This window comes from Rhodococcus sp. ARC_M12 (assembly GCF_022810385.1).
In the GTDB taxonomy this organism is placed as follows: Bacteria; Actinomycetota; Actinomycetes; order Mycobacteriales; family Mycobacteriaceae; genus Rhodococcoides; species Rhodococcoides navarretei.
This window is the reverse complement of sequence record NZ_JALGQI010000006.1, coordinates 11,036-32,197: the sequence shown is the minus strand read 5'-3', so window position 1 is coordinate 32,197 and position 21,162 is coordinate 11,036. Positions and strand designations below refer to the sequence as shown.

Sequence of the window (21,162 nt, the reverse complement as noted above, 5' to 3'; positions counted from 1 at the left end):
TGATCGATCCACGTGCACAACCGGCGAGCTCGGTATTCGTCACGACGACGCGATCACCGATTCCGCCCGTTCGATCAACGATGCCAGAGCGGTGGTGAGCCCCTCCGCACCGAGGGCGGGCAAGATACCCGGAATCAGCGCCGACAGAGTGACCGTCACCAGGGCCTGCGGCTTCATCGCAGAACCCATCGTTGCCGACATCTGTGCCAGCTTGGCGTGTAGCGCAGCGAAATCGACTGCCGTCGACTCGTGTTCGACGGCCACCGCGTCGGGTGCGACGGTGGCTGCCCGGGCAATCAGTTCGGGCAGATCGTCGACCGTCTTGGGCTTGGCTCGCGGCGCGAACTCGGCCTTCTCCTCCTCCGAGAGGATGTCGATGGACCGCAGCACCACATCCGGATCCGAGACGACAGCGGTCAGAATCCGCAGCAACCGATCGGCGAACGTCGCGATCGACGACTCGTCGAAGATCGACGTCGCATACGTGAACGTCGCCTCGATGTCGCCCAATGCGCCGGTGTCGTCGAACCTTTCGACGGCGGTCAGCTGCAGATCGAACTTGGCCTGGTCCTCGCCTGCGGGCAACGCCTGCACCTGCAGACCTGGCAGCTCGAATGTCCCGGTCACGTGATTCTGGAATGTCAGCATCGCCTGGAACAGCGGTGTGTAGGCACTCGACCGCACCCGGCCCAGTGCGTCCACGAGCCGCTCGAACGGGACGTCCGCATGCCCGAACGCTGCGAGGTCCTTGTCCTTCGCCTGCTGCAGCAGATCTACGAACGTGCCGCCCTGATCGAGTCGAGTACGCAGCACGAGCGTGTTGACGAACATACCGACCAACTCGTCGAGCTGCTGTTCACCGCGACCTGCTGTCGGTGTGCCGATACTGATGTCGGAGGAGTTGCTCAGCCTCGACAGCAGCACCGCGAAAGCACTGTGCACCACCATGAATGTCGTCGCAGCGTGCTCTCGGGCGATCTTCTCGATTGCCGACGCGATATCGGAGCCGAACGAGAACTCGTAGGAGGCGCCCTGCATCGTCGGACGAGCCGGTCGCGGTCGATCCAGCGGCAGCGCCAGCTGTTCCGGTGCCCCGGCCAACTCGGTCGTCCAGTACGCCAGTTGCTTCGCGAGCGGACTCTCGGGATCGCTCTCGCTGCCGAGCACGTCACGCTGCCACAGCGCGAAGTCCGCGTACTGGACCGGTAGCGGCGTCCATGTCGGCGTGTCCCCCGCAACCCGAGCGGTGTACGCCACCATGACATCGCGGATCAACGGGCCCATCGAGAAGCCATCGGCGGCGATGTGATGCGCCACCACCGCGAGGACGTGTTCGTGCCGGCCGACCTGCAGCAGTGCGGCCCGAACCGGAACGGCCTTCGTGACGTCGAAGCCGGCGGAGAGAACTTCGGTCAAGCGCGCGATCACTGCATCCGGCTGCACCGGCTCCGGAGTCAGATCCACCCCCACCTCGGCGACGGAACCGATCTGCTGGACCGGGCCGTCCGCAGCATCGGGGTACGCCGTGCGCAGGATCTCGTGGCGGGCGAGTACATCCTCGAATGCCCCGCGCAGAGACTCGATGTCGAGCTCGCCGGTGAGCCGGACTGCAACAGGGATGTTGTATGCCGAGGAACCGGGGTCGATCCTGTTGATCGTCCACATTCTTTCCTGGGCGATCGACAACGGAAGGAGGTCGGGACGCTCCCGGACGGTCAGTTCTCGGCGCGCACCGCCGCCCACGAGCGGAGCGATGTGAGCGGCCAGGCCCCCAACGGTGGACGCGGCGAACACTGCTCGCACCGGAATCTGGGCGTCCAGCGCTTGACCCAGCCTCGACACCAATTGTGTTGCGATCAAGGAGTTTCCACCGAGCGCAAAGAAGTCGTCGTCGAGACCGGCGCGGTCGATACCGAGCAACTCCGCCACGATGTCGGCAACGATCTCCTCGATCGGGGTGACCGGGGCGCGGAAGTCGGCAACCTCGAACTGCGGTGCCGGAAGTGCCCGTCGATCCAATTTGCCGTTGGTGTTGAGCGGGAGAGCATCGAGGACGACGAACGCTGCAGGAACCATGTACGACGGCACGGCGCGGGCGAGTTCGGTCTCGACACTCGCAACCTCGAGTACAGCTCCGGACTGTCCGACGACGTAGGCGACCAACTGATCGCCCATGGATTCGCCGGTGTGCACCACGACGGCGGTGTCGGCCACCGCTTCCTGACTGCGCAGGGCGGCTTCGATCTCACCGAGTTCGATGCGGAACCCACGAATCTTGACCTGGAAGTCGGCGCGCTCGATGTACTCGAGTCGAGCCGCCGCCGGTGCACCGTCGACGAGCGGAACGCGCCAGCGGACGAGGTCGCCCGTGCGATACATCCGCGTGCCGTTCGCGTCGAACGGATTCGCCACGAACCGTTCGGCGGTGAGGTCTGCTCGGCCGAAATATCCTCGCGCCAGTTGCACACCGGCGAGATAGAGCTCTCCGGTGACTCCGGCCGGAACCGGATGCAGGCGACTGTCCAGCACGAACACTGCGGTGTTCGCCTCGGGCACACCGATCGGCACTGCGGCCGTGTCGGCATCGGTGACCGGATGCGCGGTCACCGACACTGCTGCCTCGGTCGGACCGTAGAGGTTGTGCAGCTCGGCAGAACCGTTGTGCCGACGGAAATCCTGGGCCACCGCTGCGGGGAGTGCTTCACCGATGGCGAGGACGCGTCGCAGATCGGGTGACAACTCGCCTGCGGCCACGGTGCCGAGCATCGACAGCATCGACGGCACCAGATGCAGCGTCGTCACTGCGTGCCGACGGATCAGCGTGAGCAGGTAATCGGGATCGCGATGTCCCTCCGGGTTCGCGACGACGAGTCGCCCTCCCGAGGTCAGCTGCGACCAGAACTCCCACACCGACAGGTCGAAGGTCGCTGCGGTCTTGAGCAGAGACGCATCGGTCTCGTCGAGGCCGTACTCCGCACGCAACCAGTTCAGCTGGTTGACGACGGCGCCGTGCGAGACCGCAACGCCCTTGGGTCGGCCGGTCGAGCCGGACGTGAAGATGACGTAGGCCGTGTTGTCGGCCGAGAGCTCGGTTCGGCGCTCGGAGGCCTCCACCGGCGCGGGCGAGTAGCCCGCGAGATCGAGCTGCGTCAGATCGACAACCGTTGCTGCAGAGGAGATCTCCGGACCGACGGCACCGGATGTCAGTACGCACAGCGGAGCTGCGGTCTCCAGCACGAGCGCGTTGCGCTCGGCCGGCTGATCCGGATCGATCGGCACGTACGCCCCGCCCGCCATGGCGATGGCGTACATGCCCACCAGGAGATCCACCGAACGTCGAATAGCAAGGCCCACGGGCACTTCCGGTCCGACACCTCGGTCGATCAGGTGGCGGGCCAGTCGCGACACCCGCTCGGAGAACTCGCCGTACGTCAGCGTGCCGTCGTCATGGACGAGTGCAACAGCATCGCGATCGCGCTCGGCAGAGGCGACGAAGAGCTCGGGCAACGTTGCCGCGCCGGCGACGCCGAAGTCATGGTCGGTGGCGTTCCACTCGTCGACGATGGCGGGTAGCTCACCGTCGAGGAACAGATCGAGGTCGCCGACCGGGGTCGACGGCGATGCCGCGACGGCGTCGAGAACGGCCTCGAAGCGCGCCACCAGCGAGCGAGCGGTGCGTTCGTCGAACAGATCGGTCGCGTAGGTCAACAACGCATCGAAGCCGCCCGATGCCTGGTCGTCGTGGTGGGCCTCGTCGTCGCGCGGGGCGTCGGAGACGATGAGGTGCAGGTCGAACTGCGACGTTCCGGTCTCGGTGTCGAGTGCGGAAATCTCCAGCCCGTCGAGCTCGAATTCTCGGCGCGCGAAGTTCTGGAACGAGAAGCCGACCTGGAACAACGGATGACGCGCCGTCGACCGGGTGGGGTTGACGACCTCGACGAGCCGCTCGAACGGTATGTCGGAGTTGGCGAAGGCCTGCAGATCGGTTTCTCTGGCCGCGTCGAGAAGGTCGTCGAAGCTCGCTCCGGCCGACACGTCGAGCCGCAGCACCAACGTGTTCACGAACATGCCGACGAGGTTTTCGATCTCCGCTTCTCCACGACCCGCGATGGGGGTTCCGACGACGATGTCCGGCGATCCCGACATACGCGAGAGCAGCACGGCGAACGCCGCGTGCACCGCCATGAACACCGTCGCGTTGTGCGCGCGTGCCAGTTCGGTGAGGCGAGCGTGCGCGGCCGCGTCGATCCGGAAATCGACGCGGCTGCCCCGGAAGGTCTGTTCGGCGGGGCGTGGACGATCGAGCGGTAGTTCGATCTGCTCGGGCAACTCGGCCAGAGCATTCTCCCAGTACCGAATCTGCTGCGCAGCAATCGATTCCGAATCTTCTTCGGACCCGAGAACCTGGCGTTGCCACAGCGCGTAGTCGGCGTACTGCACCGGCAGAGGTGCCCACGCCGGATCGGAACCGCGGGTGCGCGCGGCATATGCGGTCATGACGTCGGTGGACAACGGCATCACCGACAGACCGTCGGCACTGATGTGGTGGATGACCATACCGAGTACGAATTCGGTGTCCGAGACTCGGAAGAGCGCGGTCTTCAGCGGAACCTGGGTCGTGACGTCGAATGTGGCCGACAGGAGTTCCAGAACGCGAGCGGTCACCGACTCCGCGTCGGTGTCGATCACCTCGAGGGTGGTGGGCACCTCCGACATCGGCACTATCACCTGATGCGGGCCCTCCGGAGAATCGGGGTACACCGATCGCAGAGTCTCGTGACGCTCGATCACGTCGGAGACGGCACGCTGCAGCGCGTCGACGTCGAGACGCCCGCTGAGCCGGAGCGCGAACGGGATGTTGTACGCCGTGGACTCGGAGTCGAAGCGGTTGAGGAACCACATCCGCTGCTGCGCGAGCGAGAGCGGCACTCGGCTCGGTCGCGTCGATGCCACCAGCGCCGGACGCGCGCCTGCGCCCGAACCCTGCTCGACCCGCGCTGCCAGAGCCGCGACCGTCGGTGCCTCGAACAGAGCACGGACGGGAACAGTCGTGTCCGCTGCGGCACCCAGCCTGGACACCACCTGTGTTGCCACCAGCGAATTGCCGCCGAGCTCGAAGAAGTCGTCGTCGAGACCGACGCGTTCGACGCCGAGAACGTCGGCGAAGACGTCGGCGACCATCTCCTCGACGGGAGTGGTCGGTGGTCGGAACTCACGGGTGCGCGCAGCCGGCTCGGGCAGGACTCGTCGGTCGAGCTTTCCGTTGGCGGTCAGCGGAATCGCGTCGAGCACGACGAAGGCCGAGGGCACCATGTACTCGGGGAGGTTCTCCCCCACCGCTGCCCTGACGGCATCGGTATCGACGGTGGAGTCGGCTGCAGGAACCACGTATGCGACCAGCCGGGTGGCACGTGGCGAGTCCTCACGCACGATCACCGCTGCCTGCCCGACGGCAGGAGCAGACGCAACGGCGTTCTCGACCTCGCCCAGCTCGATGCGGAAACCGCGGATCTTGACCTGATCGTCGGCGCGTCCGACGAACTCGAGTTCGCCGTCGGTCGACCACCGCGCGACATCGCCGGTGCGGTACAGCACGGATCCGTCGCCTGCGAAGGGATCGGCGACGAACCTCGTCGCACTCAACCCGGCTCGGCCGAGATATCCGCGTGCGACCTGGCCACCGGCGACGTACATCTCCCCCGGTACGCCCGCGGGCACCAGCGACAGACGCGAGTCCAGTACATATACCGAGAGTCCGGAGATCGCACGACCGACAAGGGATCCCGATGCTGTGGCAGCGGACTCCGAGTCCAGCGCGCGATACGAGACGTGAACGGTGGTTTCGGTGATGCCGTACATGTTGACCAGCTGCGGAGAGCTGTCACCGTGGCGATCGAACCAGCCCGCCAATCGCCGCAGTTCCAACGCTTCACCACCGAAGACGATGTACCGCAACGAGTACTCGGCCGCTGTCCCTACAGTGCGATCGACCTGATCGAACTGGTAGAACGCGGACGGCGTCTGATTGAGAACGGTCACTCGCTCACGAACGAGCAACTCGCGCAATGCTTCCGGCGACCTGGAGGTGAAGTAGTCGACCACGACGACGGTGCCGCCGGTGGTGAGCGGGCCCCACAGCTCCCAGACCGAGAAGTCGAACGCGAACGAGTGGAACAGTGTCCACACGTCGTCGCGACCGAAGTCGAAGTGGCGCTGCGTGTTCGCCAACAGCCGCACGACGTTGCGATGCGGGATCAGAACGCCCTTGGGCTTACCCGTCGAGCCCGAGGTGTAGATGACGTATGCGGTCGAGGCCGCCGTCGCGGGAGTCGGGTCGTCCGCCTGCGCGTCGTCCTGGGTCGAGGCGGTGTCGATGTCGATCCTGGGCAATCCGGTCGGAAGCGCAACCTCCACACCGGACCACGTCAGCACGGCCACCGGTCGAGAATCTGCGAGGACGAATTCGATGCGGTCGGCCGGGTAGGACGGATCGATGGGGACGTAGGCACCCCCGGCTTTGAGCACGGCGAGCAACGCAACGACGAGATCGGCGGTGCGCGGCAGCACGACGGCCACCAGCGACTCCGGCGTGACCCCCTGAGCGGCAAGCGTTCTCGCCAACACCGTCGAGGAATCGTCTATCTCGCGGTAACTCCGGGACACGCCTTCGAAGACCACGGCGGGTGCGTCGGGGTCCTCGGCCACCCGAGCGGCGAAGAGGTCGACGATGGTATCGAGCGAATCGGCGACGGCCGGTGCGTCCTGGGCGAGTGCGAGCACCCGACCACGTTCGCTGTCGTCCATCACGGAGACGTCGCCGATGCGCTGACCCGGATCGGTTGCCACGGACTCCAGGACGCGAACCAGGCGTTCCCCGAGTGCGCGCGCCGTGCTGTCGTCGTACAGGTCGCGGGCGAAGGTGACGTCGATGGTCATGCCGCCGTCGGCGTGGTTCTCGGTGAACGTGAACTGAACGTCGAACTTGGCCGTCTCGATGTCGAGATCGACTCCGCGCACGTTCAGACCGGGCAGTTCGAGTTCGGTCTGCTCCATGTTCTGCACGGTGAGCATCACCTGGACCAGTGGGTGACGAGCCGCCGACCGCGGTGGATCGAGCACCTCGACGAGCCGCTCGAACGGTACCTCGGCGTGGGCGAATGCCGACAGGTCGCTCTCGCGTGCCCGAGCAAGAAACTCGTCGAACGGTGCGCCGTGATCGATGTCGGTCCGCAACACGAGCGTGTTGACGAACATCCCGATGACGTCGTCGAGGGCTGCTTCACCGCGGCCCGCGACCGGGGTACCGATCGCGATGTCGGTCTCACCGGACAGTCGGGCCAGCAGCACGGCGAGCGAGGAGTGCAACACCATGAACAGTGAGCTCTGGTTGGCGCGAGCAACGTCCCCGAGCCTGCCGTGGGTGTCGGCATCGAGTGTGAGCGTGATGTTGCCGCCCCGATAGGACGACCTGTCCGGGCGGGCGCGATCGCCGGGGAAGGTCACCTCGTCCGGGAGTCCCGACAGGGCCCGAGTCCAATGTCGGATCTGGTTGGAGACCGGTGACGTGGGATCGTCCTCGGAGCCCAGAACGGATTGCTGCCACAGGGTGTAGTCGACGTAGCGAACGGCGAGCGGAGCCCACCCGGGCTCGACACCCGCGCTGCGGGCGGCGTACGCGACCATCAGATCCCGAGTCATGGGGCCGACCGAGAAGCCGTCTGCGGCAATGTGATGGGTGACGAACGCCAGGACGTGGCGATCCGAGTCCAGCTCGAACAGCTCGGCACGCAACGGCGGCGCAGCGGTGACATCGAACCCACCCATGGCCAGCGCCGCCAACGCGGACGGCAGTTCGGCAGTGGTGGTAGCCGTCGGCACCAGATCGGGGACCACCTGATCGGCCGGGACGATCACCTGAGAGGCGACACCGTCGACCTCCGGGTAGACCGTTCGGAGCGACTCGTGCCGCTCGATCACGTCGGCCACTGCCGCGCGCAGAGCGGAGATGTCGAGATCGCCGCTGAGCTCGATGGCGACGGGGAGGTTCTCCGTCGCGGACTCGGGATCGAACCGATTGAGGAACCACATCCGGCGCTGCGCGAGCGAGAGCGGTACCAGATCCGGCAGATCGGTACGCACGAGGGGAATTCGACGGCCAGAACCGGAGAGCTCGTCGAGCTTGGCCGCCAGGGCCGATACGGTCGAGGCCTCGAAGATCGTCCGAACGGTCACCGTGGTGTCGAGTGCCGCACCGATTCTCGACGCCACCCTCGTGGCGACGAGCGAGTTGCCGCCCAGGCCGAAGAACTCGTCGTCGGCACCGACGACATCGATACCGAGGACATCGCGGAACACCTCTGCCACAACGGTTTCCGACGTGGTGGCCGGTGCACGGAAAGCACGCTGCTCGATGTTGGGCTCCGGCAGAGCGCGACGATCGAGCTTGCCGTTGGGCGTCAGAGGCAGCGCGTCGAGCACGACGGTCGCGGCCGGGACCATGTAGCTCGCGAGCGAGCGCGACGCGAACTCCGTCAGCTCGGCGACGTCGACGGTCCCGCCGCCCGTGGGGATCACGTAGGCAACCAGCTGATCGCCTGCGGCAGCGGTCTGCCGAACCAGAACGACGGCGGATTCGACGGACGGGTGCTTGCGCAACACGGTCTCTATCTCGCCGAGTTCGATACGCAACCCTCGCAGCTTGACCTGGAAGTCGGTGCGGCCCAGGTACTCCAATCGTCCTGAGCCGGAGGACACTGCACGCCAGCGCACCAGGTCACCGGTGCGGTACATGCGCGTACCCGGTTCTCCGAAGGGGTCGGGAAGGAATCGATCGGCCGTCAGGTCCGTTCGTCCCAGATACCCACGGGCCAGTTGAACTCCGGCGAGGTACAGCTCGCCGGCCACCCCGGGAGCGACCGGAGACAGTCGAGAATCGAGGACGTACGTCCTGGTGTTCCATACCGGAACACCGATCGGAACGAGGTCGACGTCCGCCTCCGACACGGGATGGTAGGTGACGTCGACGGCCGCCTCGGTGGGACCGTAGAGGTTGTGCAACGCTACGCCCGGCAGGACACGTCGGAGCCGACTGCCGACCTCGGCGGGTAGCGCCTCTCCTGACGCGAACAGTGTCCGCAAAGAGGTCGCCGCAGGCGACGGAGCAGCTGCCACAACGGAGACGAAGACCTCGAGCAGCGAGGGTACGAAGTGCGCCGTGGTGACCGACTGCGCCTCGATCGTCTCGAGCAAGTACTGGGGATCGCGATGGCCGTCGGGCTTCGCGATAACCAATGTAGCGCCGATCTGCAACGGCCAGAACAGTTCCCAGACCGACACGTCGAACGTGATGGGGGTCTTCTGCAGCACGACGTCGGTGGCGGCGAGCTCGTACTCCGACTGCATCCACAGCAGGCGGTTGACGATCGCCTCGTGCGTGACCGCCACGCCCTTGGGCTGCCCGGTCGAGCCCGACGTGAAGATGACGTAGGCGGTGTTCGACGGTGTCAGAGCGCTGACCCGGTCCGCGTCGGTGATCGGAGTATCCGAGAAGCTCGACAGATCGAGGGTGTCGATATCGAGTACCTCGACGCCGTCGGTTGCCACCGAGTCTCGTGACGTGGTCAGCACGCAGACCGGTGCCGCGGTTCCGAGCACGTGTGCGATCCGCTCGGCCGGCTGGTCCGGATCGATCGGTACGTACGCACCACCGGCTGCGATGATCGCGTGAATTCCGACGAGCAGATCCACCGAGCGACGGGCAGCGATGCCCACTGCGCTCTCGGGTCCGACACCGCGGGCGATCAGGAACCGCGCCAGACGAGCGACCCGTTCCTGGAATTCGCCATAGGTGAGCGTCTCGTCTCCGAAAACCAGTGCAGCGGAGGACGAATCGACCCGGCCGGCGAGCGAGGCCAACGTCTGAGCCCGGTCGAGCTCGTGCTCGGTGTCGTTCCAGTCGACCAGCACCCGCCTGCGTTCGACGGGCTCGAGCAGCTCGATGTCGCCGACCACGGTCGAAAGGTTGTCGGCCACCGCTTCGAGAACGGTGATCAGGCGCTCTCCCAGCGTGACGACCGTGGCCTCGTCGAAGAGATCGGTGGCGTAGGTGACATCGACGGTCATACCCTGCGGAGCACCGCTGGGTCCGATCGATTCCACGAACGTGAACTGCAGATCGAACAGTGCAACGAGGGTCTCGAAGTCGACACCCGAGACCGACAGTCCCGGCAGTTCCAAGTCCTTCTGTCCCAGGTTCTGGAACGCGAGCACCACCTGCACGAGGGGATGACGAGCCGTGGACCGGGCAGGATTGAGAATTTCGACCAGGCGCTCGAACGGGACGTCGACGTGGGTCAGCGCCGACAGGTCGGTCTCGCGGGTGTCGGCCAGTACCTGATCGAACCGCCGCGCCGTATCGATCTCGGTACGCAGCACGAGAGTGTTGACGAACATACCGATCAGATCGTCGAGGGCGGCCTCACCACGACCGGCGACCGGGGTACCGATCGCGATGTCGGCCTCACCGGACAGCCGTGAGAGCAGTACTGCCAGCGAAGTGTGCACCAGCATGAACAACGTGGCGTTCTCGGCTCTCGCGGCGTCGATCAGGTCGCGATGCAGATCCTCGTCGATGGAGAACCTCACCAGCGCACCGTTGTTCGAGGCAACGGCGGGTCGCGGACGATCCGACGGCACATCGAGCTGATCCGGCAGGCCGGCCAGAGCGGTCTTCCAGTAGTCGATCTGCTGCGAGACGACCGACTGCGGGTCGTCCTCGGAACCGAGTACTTTGCGCTGCCAGAGGCTGTAATCGGCGTAGTCGACCGGCAGCGGAGACCAGAAGGGCTCCTGGTTCAGCGAACGAGCCGCGTACGCGTTCATCACGTCTCGGGTGAGCGGGCCGAGCGAGAACCCGTCGGCCGCGATGTGGTGGACGACGAACACCAGCAAGTGCTCGGTGGGGCTCACCTCGAACAGTCGGGTTCGGAAGGGCAGATCCTTCGAGAGGTCGAAGCCGGTGGTCGCCAGCTCTCGCATTGCATCCGCGACCTTGTGTGCGGCTATGTCGATCGGCGTCAGATCCGGTGTGGCCGAGGATGCGTCCAGGATCAGCTGGTGTGCCGTTCCGTCGGTCTCCGGGAATACCGTACGCAGAGACTCCTGTCGGGCCACGACGTCCGCAACCGCGATCTGCATCGCGCGGCGGTCCAGCAGGCCGGACAGTCGCACGGCGATCGGGATGTTGTTGGCGGCCGATTCCACGTCGAACTTGTTGAGGAACCACATGCGCTGCTGAGCCAACGACAACGGAATGTGTTGCGGCCGCTCCTGCGGCACCAATGGCGGGCGACTGCCGGTGGCGACCAACGTGCCCAAGCGTGCGGCGAGGTCGGCAACTGTGGACGCGTCGAACAGCTCGCGCACAGCGATCCTGGTGTCCAGGGACACGCCGAGTCTCGACACCAGTTGCGTTGCGATGAGCGAGTTTCCGCCGAGCTCGAAGAAGTCGTCGTCGAGCCCGACGCGATCGACTCCGAGCACCTGGGCGAAGACGTCGGCCACGGTGCGTTCGATGTCGTTGGTCGGTTCGCGGTACTCGGTCACCTCGAAGGCGGGATCGGGCAATGCCTTGCGGTCCAGCTTGCCACTGGCACCGAGCGGGAACTCCTCGAGCACGATCAGCGTCGAGGGCACCATGTACTCCGCCAGCCGTGACCGAAGTGCAGCAAGAACGGTCCCGGTGTCCACCGAGGCTCCGGCCGGTACGACGTACCCCACGAGTTGTTCGCGGCGGACCACGACGACCGCCTGAGAGATCGAGCGTTGTGCCAGCAGTGCCGACTCGATCTCGCCGAGTTCGATGCGCAGTCCGCGCAGCTTGACCTGGAAATCCGAACGCCCGACGTATTCCAGCTCGCCGTGTCGGTTCCAGCGCACGACGTCGCCGGTGCGATAGAGGCGTTCTCCACCCGGCGCGAACGGATTCGCCACGAACCGGTCGGCGGTCAGATCAGGTCGTTGCACGTACCCGCGAGCCAATTGAACACCTGCGAGATAGAGCTCACCTGCTACGCCGACTGGAGTGGGATGCAGACGCGAATCCAACACGTACACGGTGGTGTTCCACACCGGCGCACCGATAGGCATCACGTCCGAATCCTCGTCCGTGACAGCGTGATACGTGACATCGACGGCTGCCTCGGTGGGGCCGTACAGGTTGTGCAGCTCCACCCCGGCGATCGCCCGTCGTAGTGCGCGGGCCGTGGTGGGGGCCAACGCCTCGCCGGATGCGAACACCATCCGTAGCGATGCACCCGATGCCCGGCGCCGCTCGACCTCCGGTACGAACACCGACATCATCGACGGTACGAAGTGCACCACCGAAACACGTTCGCGAGCAATGACATCGAGAAGATACAACGCATCGCGATGACCGTCCGGAACGGCGATGGCCACCGACGCGCCGTTCTGCAACGCCCAGAAGAACTCCCACACCGACACATCGAAGGTCGACGGGGTCTTCTGCAACACCACGTCGTCGGCACTCAGGGCGTACTCGTGCTGCATCCACAACAACCGATTGACGATCGCGTCGTGCGAGACCCCGACACCCTTGGGCCGACCGGTGGATCCCGACGTGAAGATCACGTAGGCGATGTTCGAGGACCGCAACGGCGCGATTCGATCCGCGTCGGTCAGCGGTGCCGGAGACCACTCCGACACGTCGAGAGTGTCGATGTCGATCGTGTCGACTCCGGCGAAGTCCACGTGATCACGCGTGGTCGACAAGATCCGAACGGGTGCCGCCGTGGCCACGATGTACTCGTTGCGGTCCGCGGGCTGAGTCGGATCGATCGGAACGTAGCCTGCCCCGGCCTTCACGATCGCATACATCCCCACGAACAGATCCAGACTTCGTCCGATCGCGAGTCCGACGAGTGAATCCGGTTGCACGCCAACCGAGATCAAATGCCGCGCAAGACGATTGGCCCTCGCGGCGAACTCCGCATACGTCAGCCGCTCGCCCTCGAACACCAACGCCTGTGCATCGGGAGTCTCGGCGACCCGGCGGTCGAACAGGTCGACGAGCGTCAGCTGCTTCGGCACCTCGTGCTCGGTGCTGTTCCACGCTGTCACGATCTGCTCGCGCTCGGTGTCGTCGAGAAGATCGATGTCGCCCACCGACACCGACGGGTCCGTCACCACCGCAGTGAGCATCCGAACGAAACGTTCGGCGAAGCCCTGGACCGTCGCCGCGTCGAACAGGTCGGTCGCGTAGGTCAGCTCGGCGGCCATGCCCTGGCCGCGACCGTCGACCCCGATGGACTCGGTGACGGTCAGCTGCAGATCGAACTTCGCCACCTCGGCGTCGAGGGCGACGCTGTCCACCGACAGACCCGGAAGATCGACGTGCGTACGAGTGAGGTTCTCGAACGAGAGCATCACCTGGAAGAGAGGGTGACGTGCCTGTGACCGGGACGGATTCAGCACCTCGACCAGTCGCTCGAACGGAAGATCGGCGTGCCCGAACGCACCGAGCGCCACTTCTCTCGCTCGCCCGATCAGCTCCGAGAACGTCCGCTCGGACTCGATGTCGGTGCGCAGCACGAGGGTGTTGACGAACATGCCCACCACGTCGTCGAGTGCCGCATCCCCTCGGCCGGCGACCGGTGTGCCGATCGCGATGTCCTCGGTGCCCGACAGCCGCGCGAGCAGCGCTGCCAAAGCAGCATGTACAACCATGAACAACGATGCGTTGTGGGTGTGGGCCAACGACGACAGGCCTTGGTGAACCTCGGCCGACACATCGAATCGGATCGACGATCCCTGGTAGGACTGCCGGTTGGGGCGCGGCCGATCAGTGGGGAGATCGAGTTGATCGGGCAGTCCGGCGAGCACGTCGGCCCAGTAATCCACCTGACCGGAAATCAGCGACTGCGGGTCGTCCTCGGAGCCGAGAACCGAGCGCTGCCACAGGCTGTAGTCGGCGTACTGCACCTCCAACGGCATCCACGCCGGGTTCTCCCAGGCGGTCCGAGAGGCATACGCGATCATGATGTCTCTGGCCAGCGGACCCATCGACCAGCCGTCGGCCGAGATGTGGTGCACCACCATGGCGATGACGTGTTCGCGAGGACCGATCTCGAAGAGGCGAGCCTGAATCGGAACGTTGACAGTCACGTCGAACGTCGTCGATGCCAGCGTGAAGACCTGCCGCTGGATGTCTGCCGCAGACGTCGGCACCGGCATCAGATTCGGCACCGTTCGAGCGGCGTCGAGGATGGACTGCTGTGGGCCCTGCGCGGTATCGGGGTAGACGGTGCGCAGGGATTCGTGCCGGTCGATCACGTCCATGATCGCAACCTGCAGCGCGGCGACGTCGAGTTCGCCGGTCAATCTCAGCGCGAACGGGATGTTGTACGCCGTGGAGTCGGCATCGAAGCGGTTGAGGAACCACATCCGCTGCTGCGCCAGCGAGAGCGGAATCTGCTCGGGTCGCACGGTCGCAACGAGCGCGGTGCGTCCACCTTCTCCGGCTGCCTGCTCGACCCGTACCGCCAGCAGCGCGACAGTCGATGCCTCGAACAACATACGGACGGGCACGGTGGCATCGAGAGCGACTCCCAGACGCGAGACCACCTGAGTGGCGATCAGCGAGTTTCCGCCCAGCTCGAAGAAATCGTCGTCCAGACCCACGCGCTCGACGCCGAGAACGTCCGCGAAGACGTCGGCGACGATCTCCTCGATCGGTGTTGTCGGGGCCCGGAATTCGCGCACCTCGAACACCGGCGCGGGCAGTGCCCGCCGATCGAGCTTGCCGTTGACCGTCAGCGGAATCGCGTCGAGCACGACGAACGCCGACGGCACCATGTACTCCGGAAGCACGTCGGCGATACCGGTTCTGAGATCTTCGATGTCGACGATCGGCCGTCCCTCGACGGCAGCGGACACCACGTAGGCAACCAGTCGAGCCGCACCAGGCGAGTCCTCGCGAACGACGACGGCGGCCTGGGTGACGGTCGGCTGAGCGGTCACCACCGCCTCCACCTCGCCCAGCTCGATGCGGAACCCACGCACCTTGACCTGATCGTCCGACCGGCCGAGGTACTCGAGTTCGCCCGACGCGTTCCACTGTGCGAGGTCGCCGGTTCGGTAGAGCAGCGAGCCGGTATCGGCTCCCGACACGAACGGATTCGCCACGAAGCGAACCGAGGTCAGCTCCCGCCTACCGAGATAGCCGCGGGCGAGTTGTCCACCGGCAACGTACATCTCGCCGGGCACTCCCACCGGCACCGGGTGCAGGCGGGTATCGAGGACATAGACGCGCAGTCCGGCGATCGGCTTGCCGACCACCGAAGCGCTCGTCCCGACCGACGCTGCGGCGAGCGCCTGATACGACACGTGCACGGTCGTTTCGGTGATGCCGTACATGTTGACGAGCCGGGGCGCGCTGTCTCCGTGTCGCTCGAACCAACCGGTCAGCCTCCGCTGCTCGAGCGCTTCGCCGCCGAAGATCACGTAGCGCAGCGACAGCTCGCCTCCGGATGCGGCGGTGCGATCGGCCTCGGAGAGTTGATAGAACGCCGACGGCGTCTGGTTCAGTACCGTCACCCGCTCGTCGACCAGCAACTGGTGGAATGCCTCGGGTGACCGCGAAGTGAAGTAGTCGACGACCACGAGTGTGCCGCCGTACAGCAGAGGACCCCACAGCTCCCACACCGAGAAGTCGAAGGCGTAGGAGTGGAACATCGTCCACACGTCGTCGGCACCGAAACCGTAGACCGAATCGTTGTTGTCCAGCAGCCGAACGACGTTGCGATGCGGGACCATCACGCCCTTCGGACGACCGGTCGAACCCGAGGTGTAGATGACATAGGCGACGTTGCCTGGCCGGACCGGACGCGTCCTGTCCTCGTCGGTGACGGGATCGCCGGACACCGACGACAGATCCACGGTGTCGAGATCGAGCAATGCTGCGCCGGTGCGAGATTCGACGTCGGACGGCAGTTCCACTCGGTCCGCACCGGAGAGCAGTACGGTCGTCGGCCGCGCGTCGTCGAGCATGTATTCGACGCGCTCGAGTGGGTAGCTCGGATCGACGGGGAGGTACCCGCCGCCGGCTTTGATCACCGCAACGAGGGCAACGATGAGCTCGGCCGACCTCGGCAGAGCCACGGCGACGAGGCTTTCCGGGCCCACGCCGTGGGAAATGAGAACACGGGCAAGGCGATTGGCCTGCGCATCGAACTCGGCGTACGTCATCGACGAATCACCGAATCGCACCGCGACGGCGTCGGGGTGACCGGCGGCCGCGGCGTCGAGCAGATCCACCAGGGTCGCTTCTCGAGCGACGTCGTCTCCCGAGGCGTTCCACTGCGACACCACCGACCGGTACTCCGCAGCGTCGACGATGGCGACATCGCCGACCGGAACGGTCGCGTCCGTGGTGACGGCGTCCAGAATCGCCAGGAAGCGACGTGCGAAGCTCTGGATCAGCTCTGCGTCGAACAGATCCGTCGCGTACTCGAACACCGCGTCGAGGCCGGCCGGTACTCCGTCCTCCAGATGCTCGGTGAGCCACAGCTGCACGTCGAACTTGGCGATGGGAACGTCGAATTCGGCCGCCTCGGCGCGTAGACCGCCGACGGTGAGTTCGCGGGACATCGCCGACTCGAGCGAGATGGCGACCTGGAAGAGCGGGTGCCGAGACGTCGATCGCACCGGGTTCAGCACCTCGACGAGTCGCTCGAACGGCACGTCTGCGTGTGCGAACGCGGACAGGTCGGTATCCCGAACTCGGGCCAGGAGACCCTCGAACGTCAACGCCGGATCGACCTCGGTACGCAGTACGAGCGTGTTGACGAACATGCCGACCAGATCGTCGAGCGCGGGCTCGCCGCGGCCCGCCACCGGCGCACCGATCGCGATGTCGGTGGTGCCGCTGAGCCGGGCGAGCAGCAGTGCGTACGCCGACTGCATGACCATGAACAACGAGGCGTTGTTCTTACGAGCCAGGTTCGCCAGCGAGGCGTGCAGGTGCGCCGGAACATCGACGCGCAGCTTGCTGCCTGCGTTCGAGGACACGGCGGGGCGGGGCCTGCTCGACGGCAGCGCCAGTTGGTCCGGCAGATCCTCGAGAGTCGCGCTCCAGTAAGCGATTTCGCGTGAGGCCAACGACAGTGGATCGGTCTCCGGACCGAGCACCGCCCGTTGCCACAGCGCGTAGTCGGCGTACTGGACCTCGAGCGGCGTCCACTCGGGTGCGCGGCCCTGGACTCGGCTCGAGTACGCCACCAGCACGTCCCTCGCCAGCGGGCCGAAGGACGCGCCGTCTGCAGCGATGTGGTGCAGCACCATGGCAAGTTCGTGCTCGGTCGGTGAGATCTCGAACAGGGCGATCCGGAACGGTGTGTCCACCGTGACGTCGAACCCCTTCGCGACCAGCTCGTGCAAGTGGCCGCCGAGATCCCGGCGTTCGATGCGGACCGGCACGATTGTTGCCGGAGTCCGAGCCGCCTCCAGCACTACCTGTTCGGGTGAGCCGTCCACCTCGGGGTAGACGGTGCGCAGCGTTTCGTGTCGGTCGACGACATCGGCGAACGCGGCCGACAGGGCCGGCACGTCGAGAGCTCCGGTCAGACGCACGGAGAACGGCAGGTTGTACACCGCCGTGGTGGGGTCGAAGCGGTTCAGGAACCACATACGCTGCTGGGCGGGTGAGAGCGGAATTCGCTCGGGCCGTTCCAGCGACCGGAGTACCGGGGTGTCGGCACCGAGTCGGGCCGCCGATTCGGCTCTGGCCGCCAGCGCGCCGACGGTCGGAGCCTCGAACAGCTCGCGGACGCCGAGACGAACGCCGAGAGCGCTCCCGACTCGGGTCACCAGTTGGGTGGCGATCAGAGAGTTACCGCCGAGCTCGAAGAAGTCCTCGTCCAAACCGACCTTCGAGGCTCCGAGCAAATCCTCGTAGATGCCCGCGACCACGTAGTCCGCTCGGCTCTGCGGAGCTCGGTACTTCTTGGCACTGCTGAACACCGGTTCCGGCAACGCTTTTCGATCCAGCTTCCCGCTGGTGTTCAGCGGGAGGGCGTCGAGGACGACGACCGCTGCGGGAACCATGTACGACGGCAACGCATGTCCTGCGAATTCGATCGCCGCAGCGGATTCGATGGATCGGCCCGGTGTCGCAACGACGTACGCAACCAACTGGTCGCCGGTGACCGTCTGCATCACCAGAGTCACTGCCTGCGAGATGGATTCGTGAGACAGCAGTACGGTTTCGATCTCGCCGAGCTCGATGCGCTGTCCGCGGAACTTGACCTGGAAGTCGGTTCGACCGATGTAGTCCAACACTCCGTCACTGCGCCAACGAACGAGGTCGCCGGTACGGTACATCCGCTCCCCGCCGACACCGAACGGGTTGGCCACGAAGCGATCCGAGCTCAGATCCGGTCGGCCCACGTAGCCGCGCGCCAGCTGGACTCCGGCGAGGTACAGCTCGCCGGACTCGCCGATCGGAGTGGGGCGCAATCGACCGTCGAGGACGAAGGCTTTCGTGTTCCATTCGGGCACGCCGATGGGTACGGTGCGGGTGTCCTGCGCACTACTGGGGTGGTAGGTGACCGAGACGGCAGCCTCGGTGGGACCGTAGAGATTGTGCAGCCCCGCGGAGCACATCGCGCGGAACGACGCTGCGGTTTCGACGGGCAACGCCTCGCCGATCACGAACACGTGACGCAGGGAACTGCAGGTGTTCACCGGGGCGTTGGCCACGAAGACCGTCAGCATCGACGGCACGAAATCGGTGACCGTGACGCGGTGCTCGGCGATCTTGTTGGCCACGTACACCGAATCTCGGTGGCCGTCGGGGGTGGCCAGGACCATCGTCGCGCCGACCCGCAGCGGCAGGAAGAAGCCCCACAGCGAGACGTCGAAGGTGGTCGCCGTCTTCTGCAGATAGACGTCGGATGCGTTCAACGGATACTCCGCGAGCATCCATTCCATCTGGTTGTCGATTGCCGAGTGCTCGACGGCGACGCCCTTCGGCCGCCCGGTCGAACCAGAGGTGTAGATCACGTAGGCCGTGTTCGAGAGTCGCAGTGGCGCAGTGCGTTCGGCGTCCCGGATGGGTGCCGTGGAACGCGCGGTGCAGTCGACGACATCGACCGCCACGGTCTCGGTTCCGTCGGGCAGCGCGACGTCGTCGCGCGAGGAGATCAGTACGCACCTCGGCTGTGCGGAGTCCAGGATGTATGCGGTGCGATCGGCGGGGTGGTCGGGATCGATCGGTACCCAGGCACCGCCGGCCGCCACGATCGCGTACATGCCGACCACGAGGTCGAACGAACGGCGGATCGAGAGTCCGACGAGAACTTCGGGGCCGACACCCATGTCGATCAGATGGCGAGCGAGGCCGTTCACCCGAGCGGCGAGTTCGCCGTAGGTGAGTGCCTCGCCCTCGTACACGAGGGCCGTGGCATCGGGGTGCGCGGCTGCGGCGGACTCGAAGGCCGACAGCAGCGTGCGCGGATCCGTCTCGTGCTCGGTGGCGTTCCATTCGGCCACGACGAGATCGCGTTCGACACCGTCCGTCAGGGCCAGATCCCAGACCGCGTCCTTCGCTCCCGACGCGACGAACCGACCGAAGAAATCGACGAATCGTTCGTGGTTTCGTCCGGACTGCTCGGGTCCGTACAGGTTGGGGTTGGACTCGAAGTCGATGTGGGTGGTCGACCCGGCCACGCTGGTGTAGAGGTTGAGCCCGAAATCCTCGATGAGGCCGGTCGAGAGGATGTTGATGCCGCCGACCATCGATCCGAGGCGCACCTCGCCGAAGAACAGCATGATGTTGACCCATGGTCCGAAGAACGAGGCCTGACCGCTGGCCGCGCCCGCATCGCGTCGGATGTCCTCGTGTCGGTATCGCTGGTGGCGCAGTGCACCGGAGACCTCCGCGTTGACGCGTGCGAGCAGCGTCTCGACGGTGGTCTCGCTCGACACGTCGAGCCGTAGGGGTACGACGTTGGAGACCATGCCGCCGGAGCGACGCAGGACGGCGGTGGTGCGCGCGGTGACCGGGAGCGAGAGCACGACGTCCTCGCGTCCGGTCATCTGGGCCAGGTAGGCGGCGAATCCGGCGATGACGATGGTTGCCATCGTCGTGTCGGTCTCCGCCCGCAGAGCCTCGAGCTTCGTCATGGTCTCGGTGGACAGAGCCGTGCTGTCTATCTGGCTCTTCGCCGCAGGCGCAGCCGTGTGCCCGGCCAGGGTGGTGACTCCGTCGATCCCGTCGATACGCGAGGCCCAGTACTCGCGGTCGGCCTCGAAGCGGGTCGAATCGCGATAGGCCACGTCGATGTCGTAGACCTTGGTCAGGTCCGATGCCAGGTTCTTGCTCGGTTCGGTGCCCTCCACCGCTGCGGTATAGAGCTCGGCCGCTCGGTTCATGAACGTGACGGCACCGAATCCGTCGAGAACCACGTGATGCACGCGCTCGTACCAGAACCACACGTCGTCCTCGAGGCGTAACACGGTCGCGGCGATCAGCCGGTCTCGGAGTACGTCGATCGGCGCGCTGTAATCACCGTGCATCCACGCCAGGGCGGCAGCACGTGGGTCGGCTTCGCCGCGCAGATCCAGGTAGTTCAGCGAGTCGTCGAGAGTTGGATCGACCAGCTGCCGAGGTTCGGCGTCGACCTCGACGATGCGCACGAATCCGGACTGCAGCTCGAGCGCAGCCTGGGAGGAGGACCGACGAAGCAGCTCCACGTCGAGTTCGCCGTGCAGCTCGATGTACTGGGCGATGTTCGCAGGTACCGAGGGGTCCACATGCTGCGCGAACCACATTCCCAATTGGGCCGGTGACAGGGGGAACGACGAATGCTCAGGACTGCCGACTCCGTCGTCGTGTCCAGCACCTTCCACACCTAGCGGGTCCAATCGAAGCCTCTCTTTCCCACAATCACACGCGCCCCCACCGGCCGCCGAACCGGCAGCGATCGGTGGGCACCGAACACATCGAGCAAGTCACTTACGTCGTTCTCTATTTTCTCACCGGAAACAACTCGAAGTTACCTTTCAGTACATATCCGTATGTATGTACCGGACCGTTACATGTCGGTACCCGCTTCGAGTCGATCGAACACCTTCGACTCGATTCGG

1 protein-coding gene is annotated in these 21,162 nt (G+C 65.6%); it reads right to left on the bottom strand.

Going from position 1 to position 21,162, the window contains the following annotated elements:
• Window positions 1–39: 39 nt before the first annotated feature.
• Window positions 40–20,925: a non-ribosomal peptide synthase/polyketide synthase gene (locus tag MTX35_RS09335; protein ID WP_243594717.1), complete on the bottom strand. Its 20,886-nt coding sequence runs from the start codon at window positions 20,923–20,925 to the stop codon at window positions 40–42.
• Window positions 20,926–21,162 lie beyond the last annotated feature (237 nt).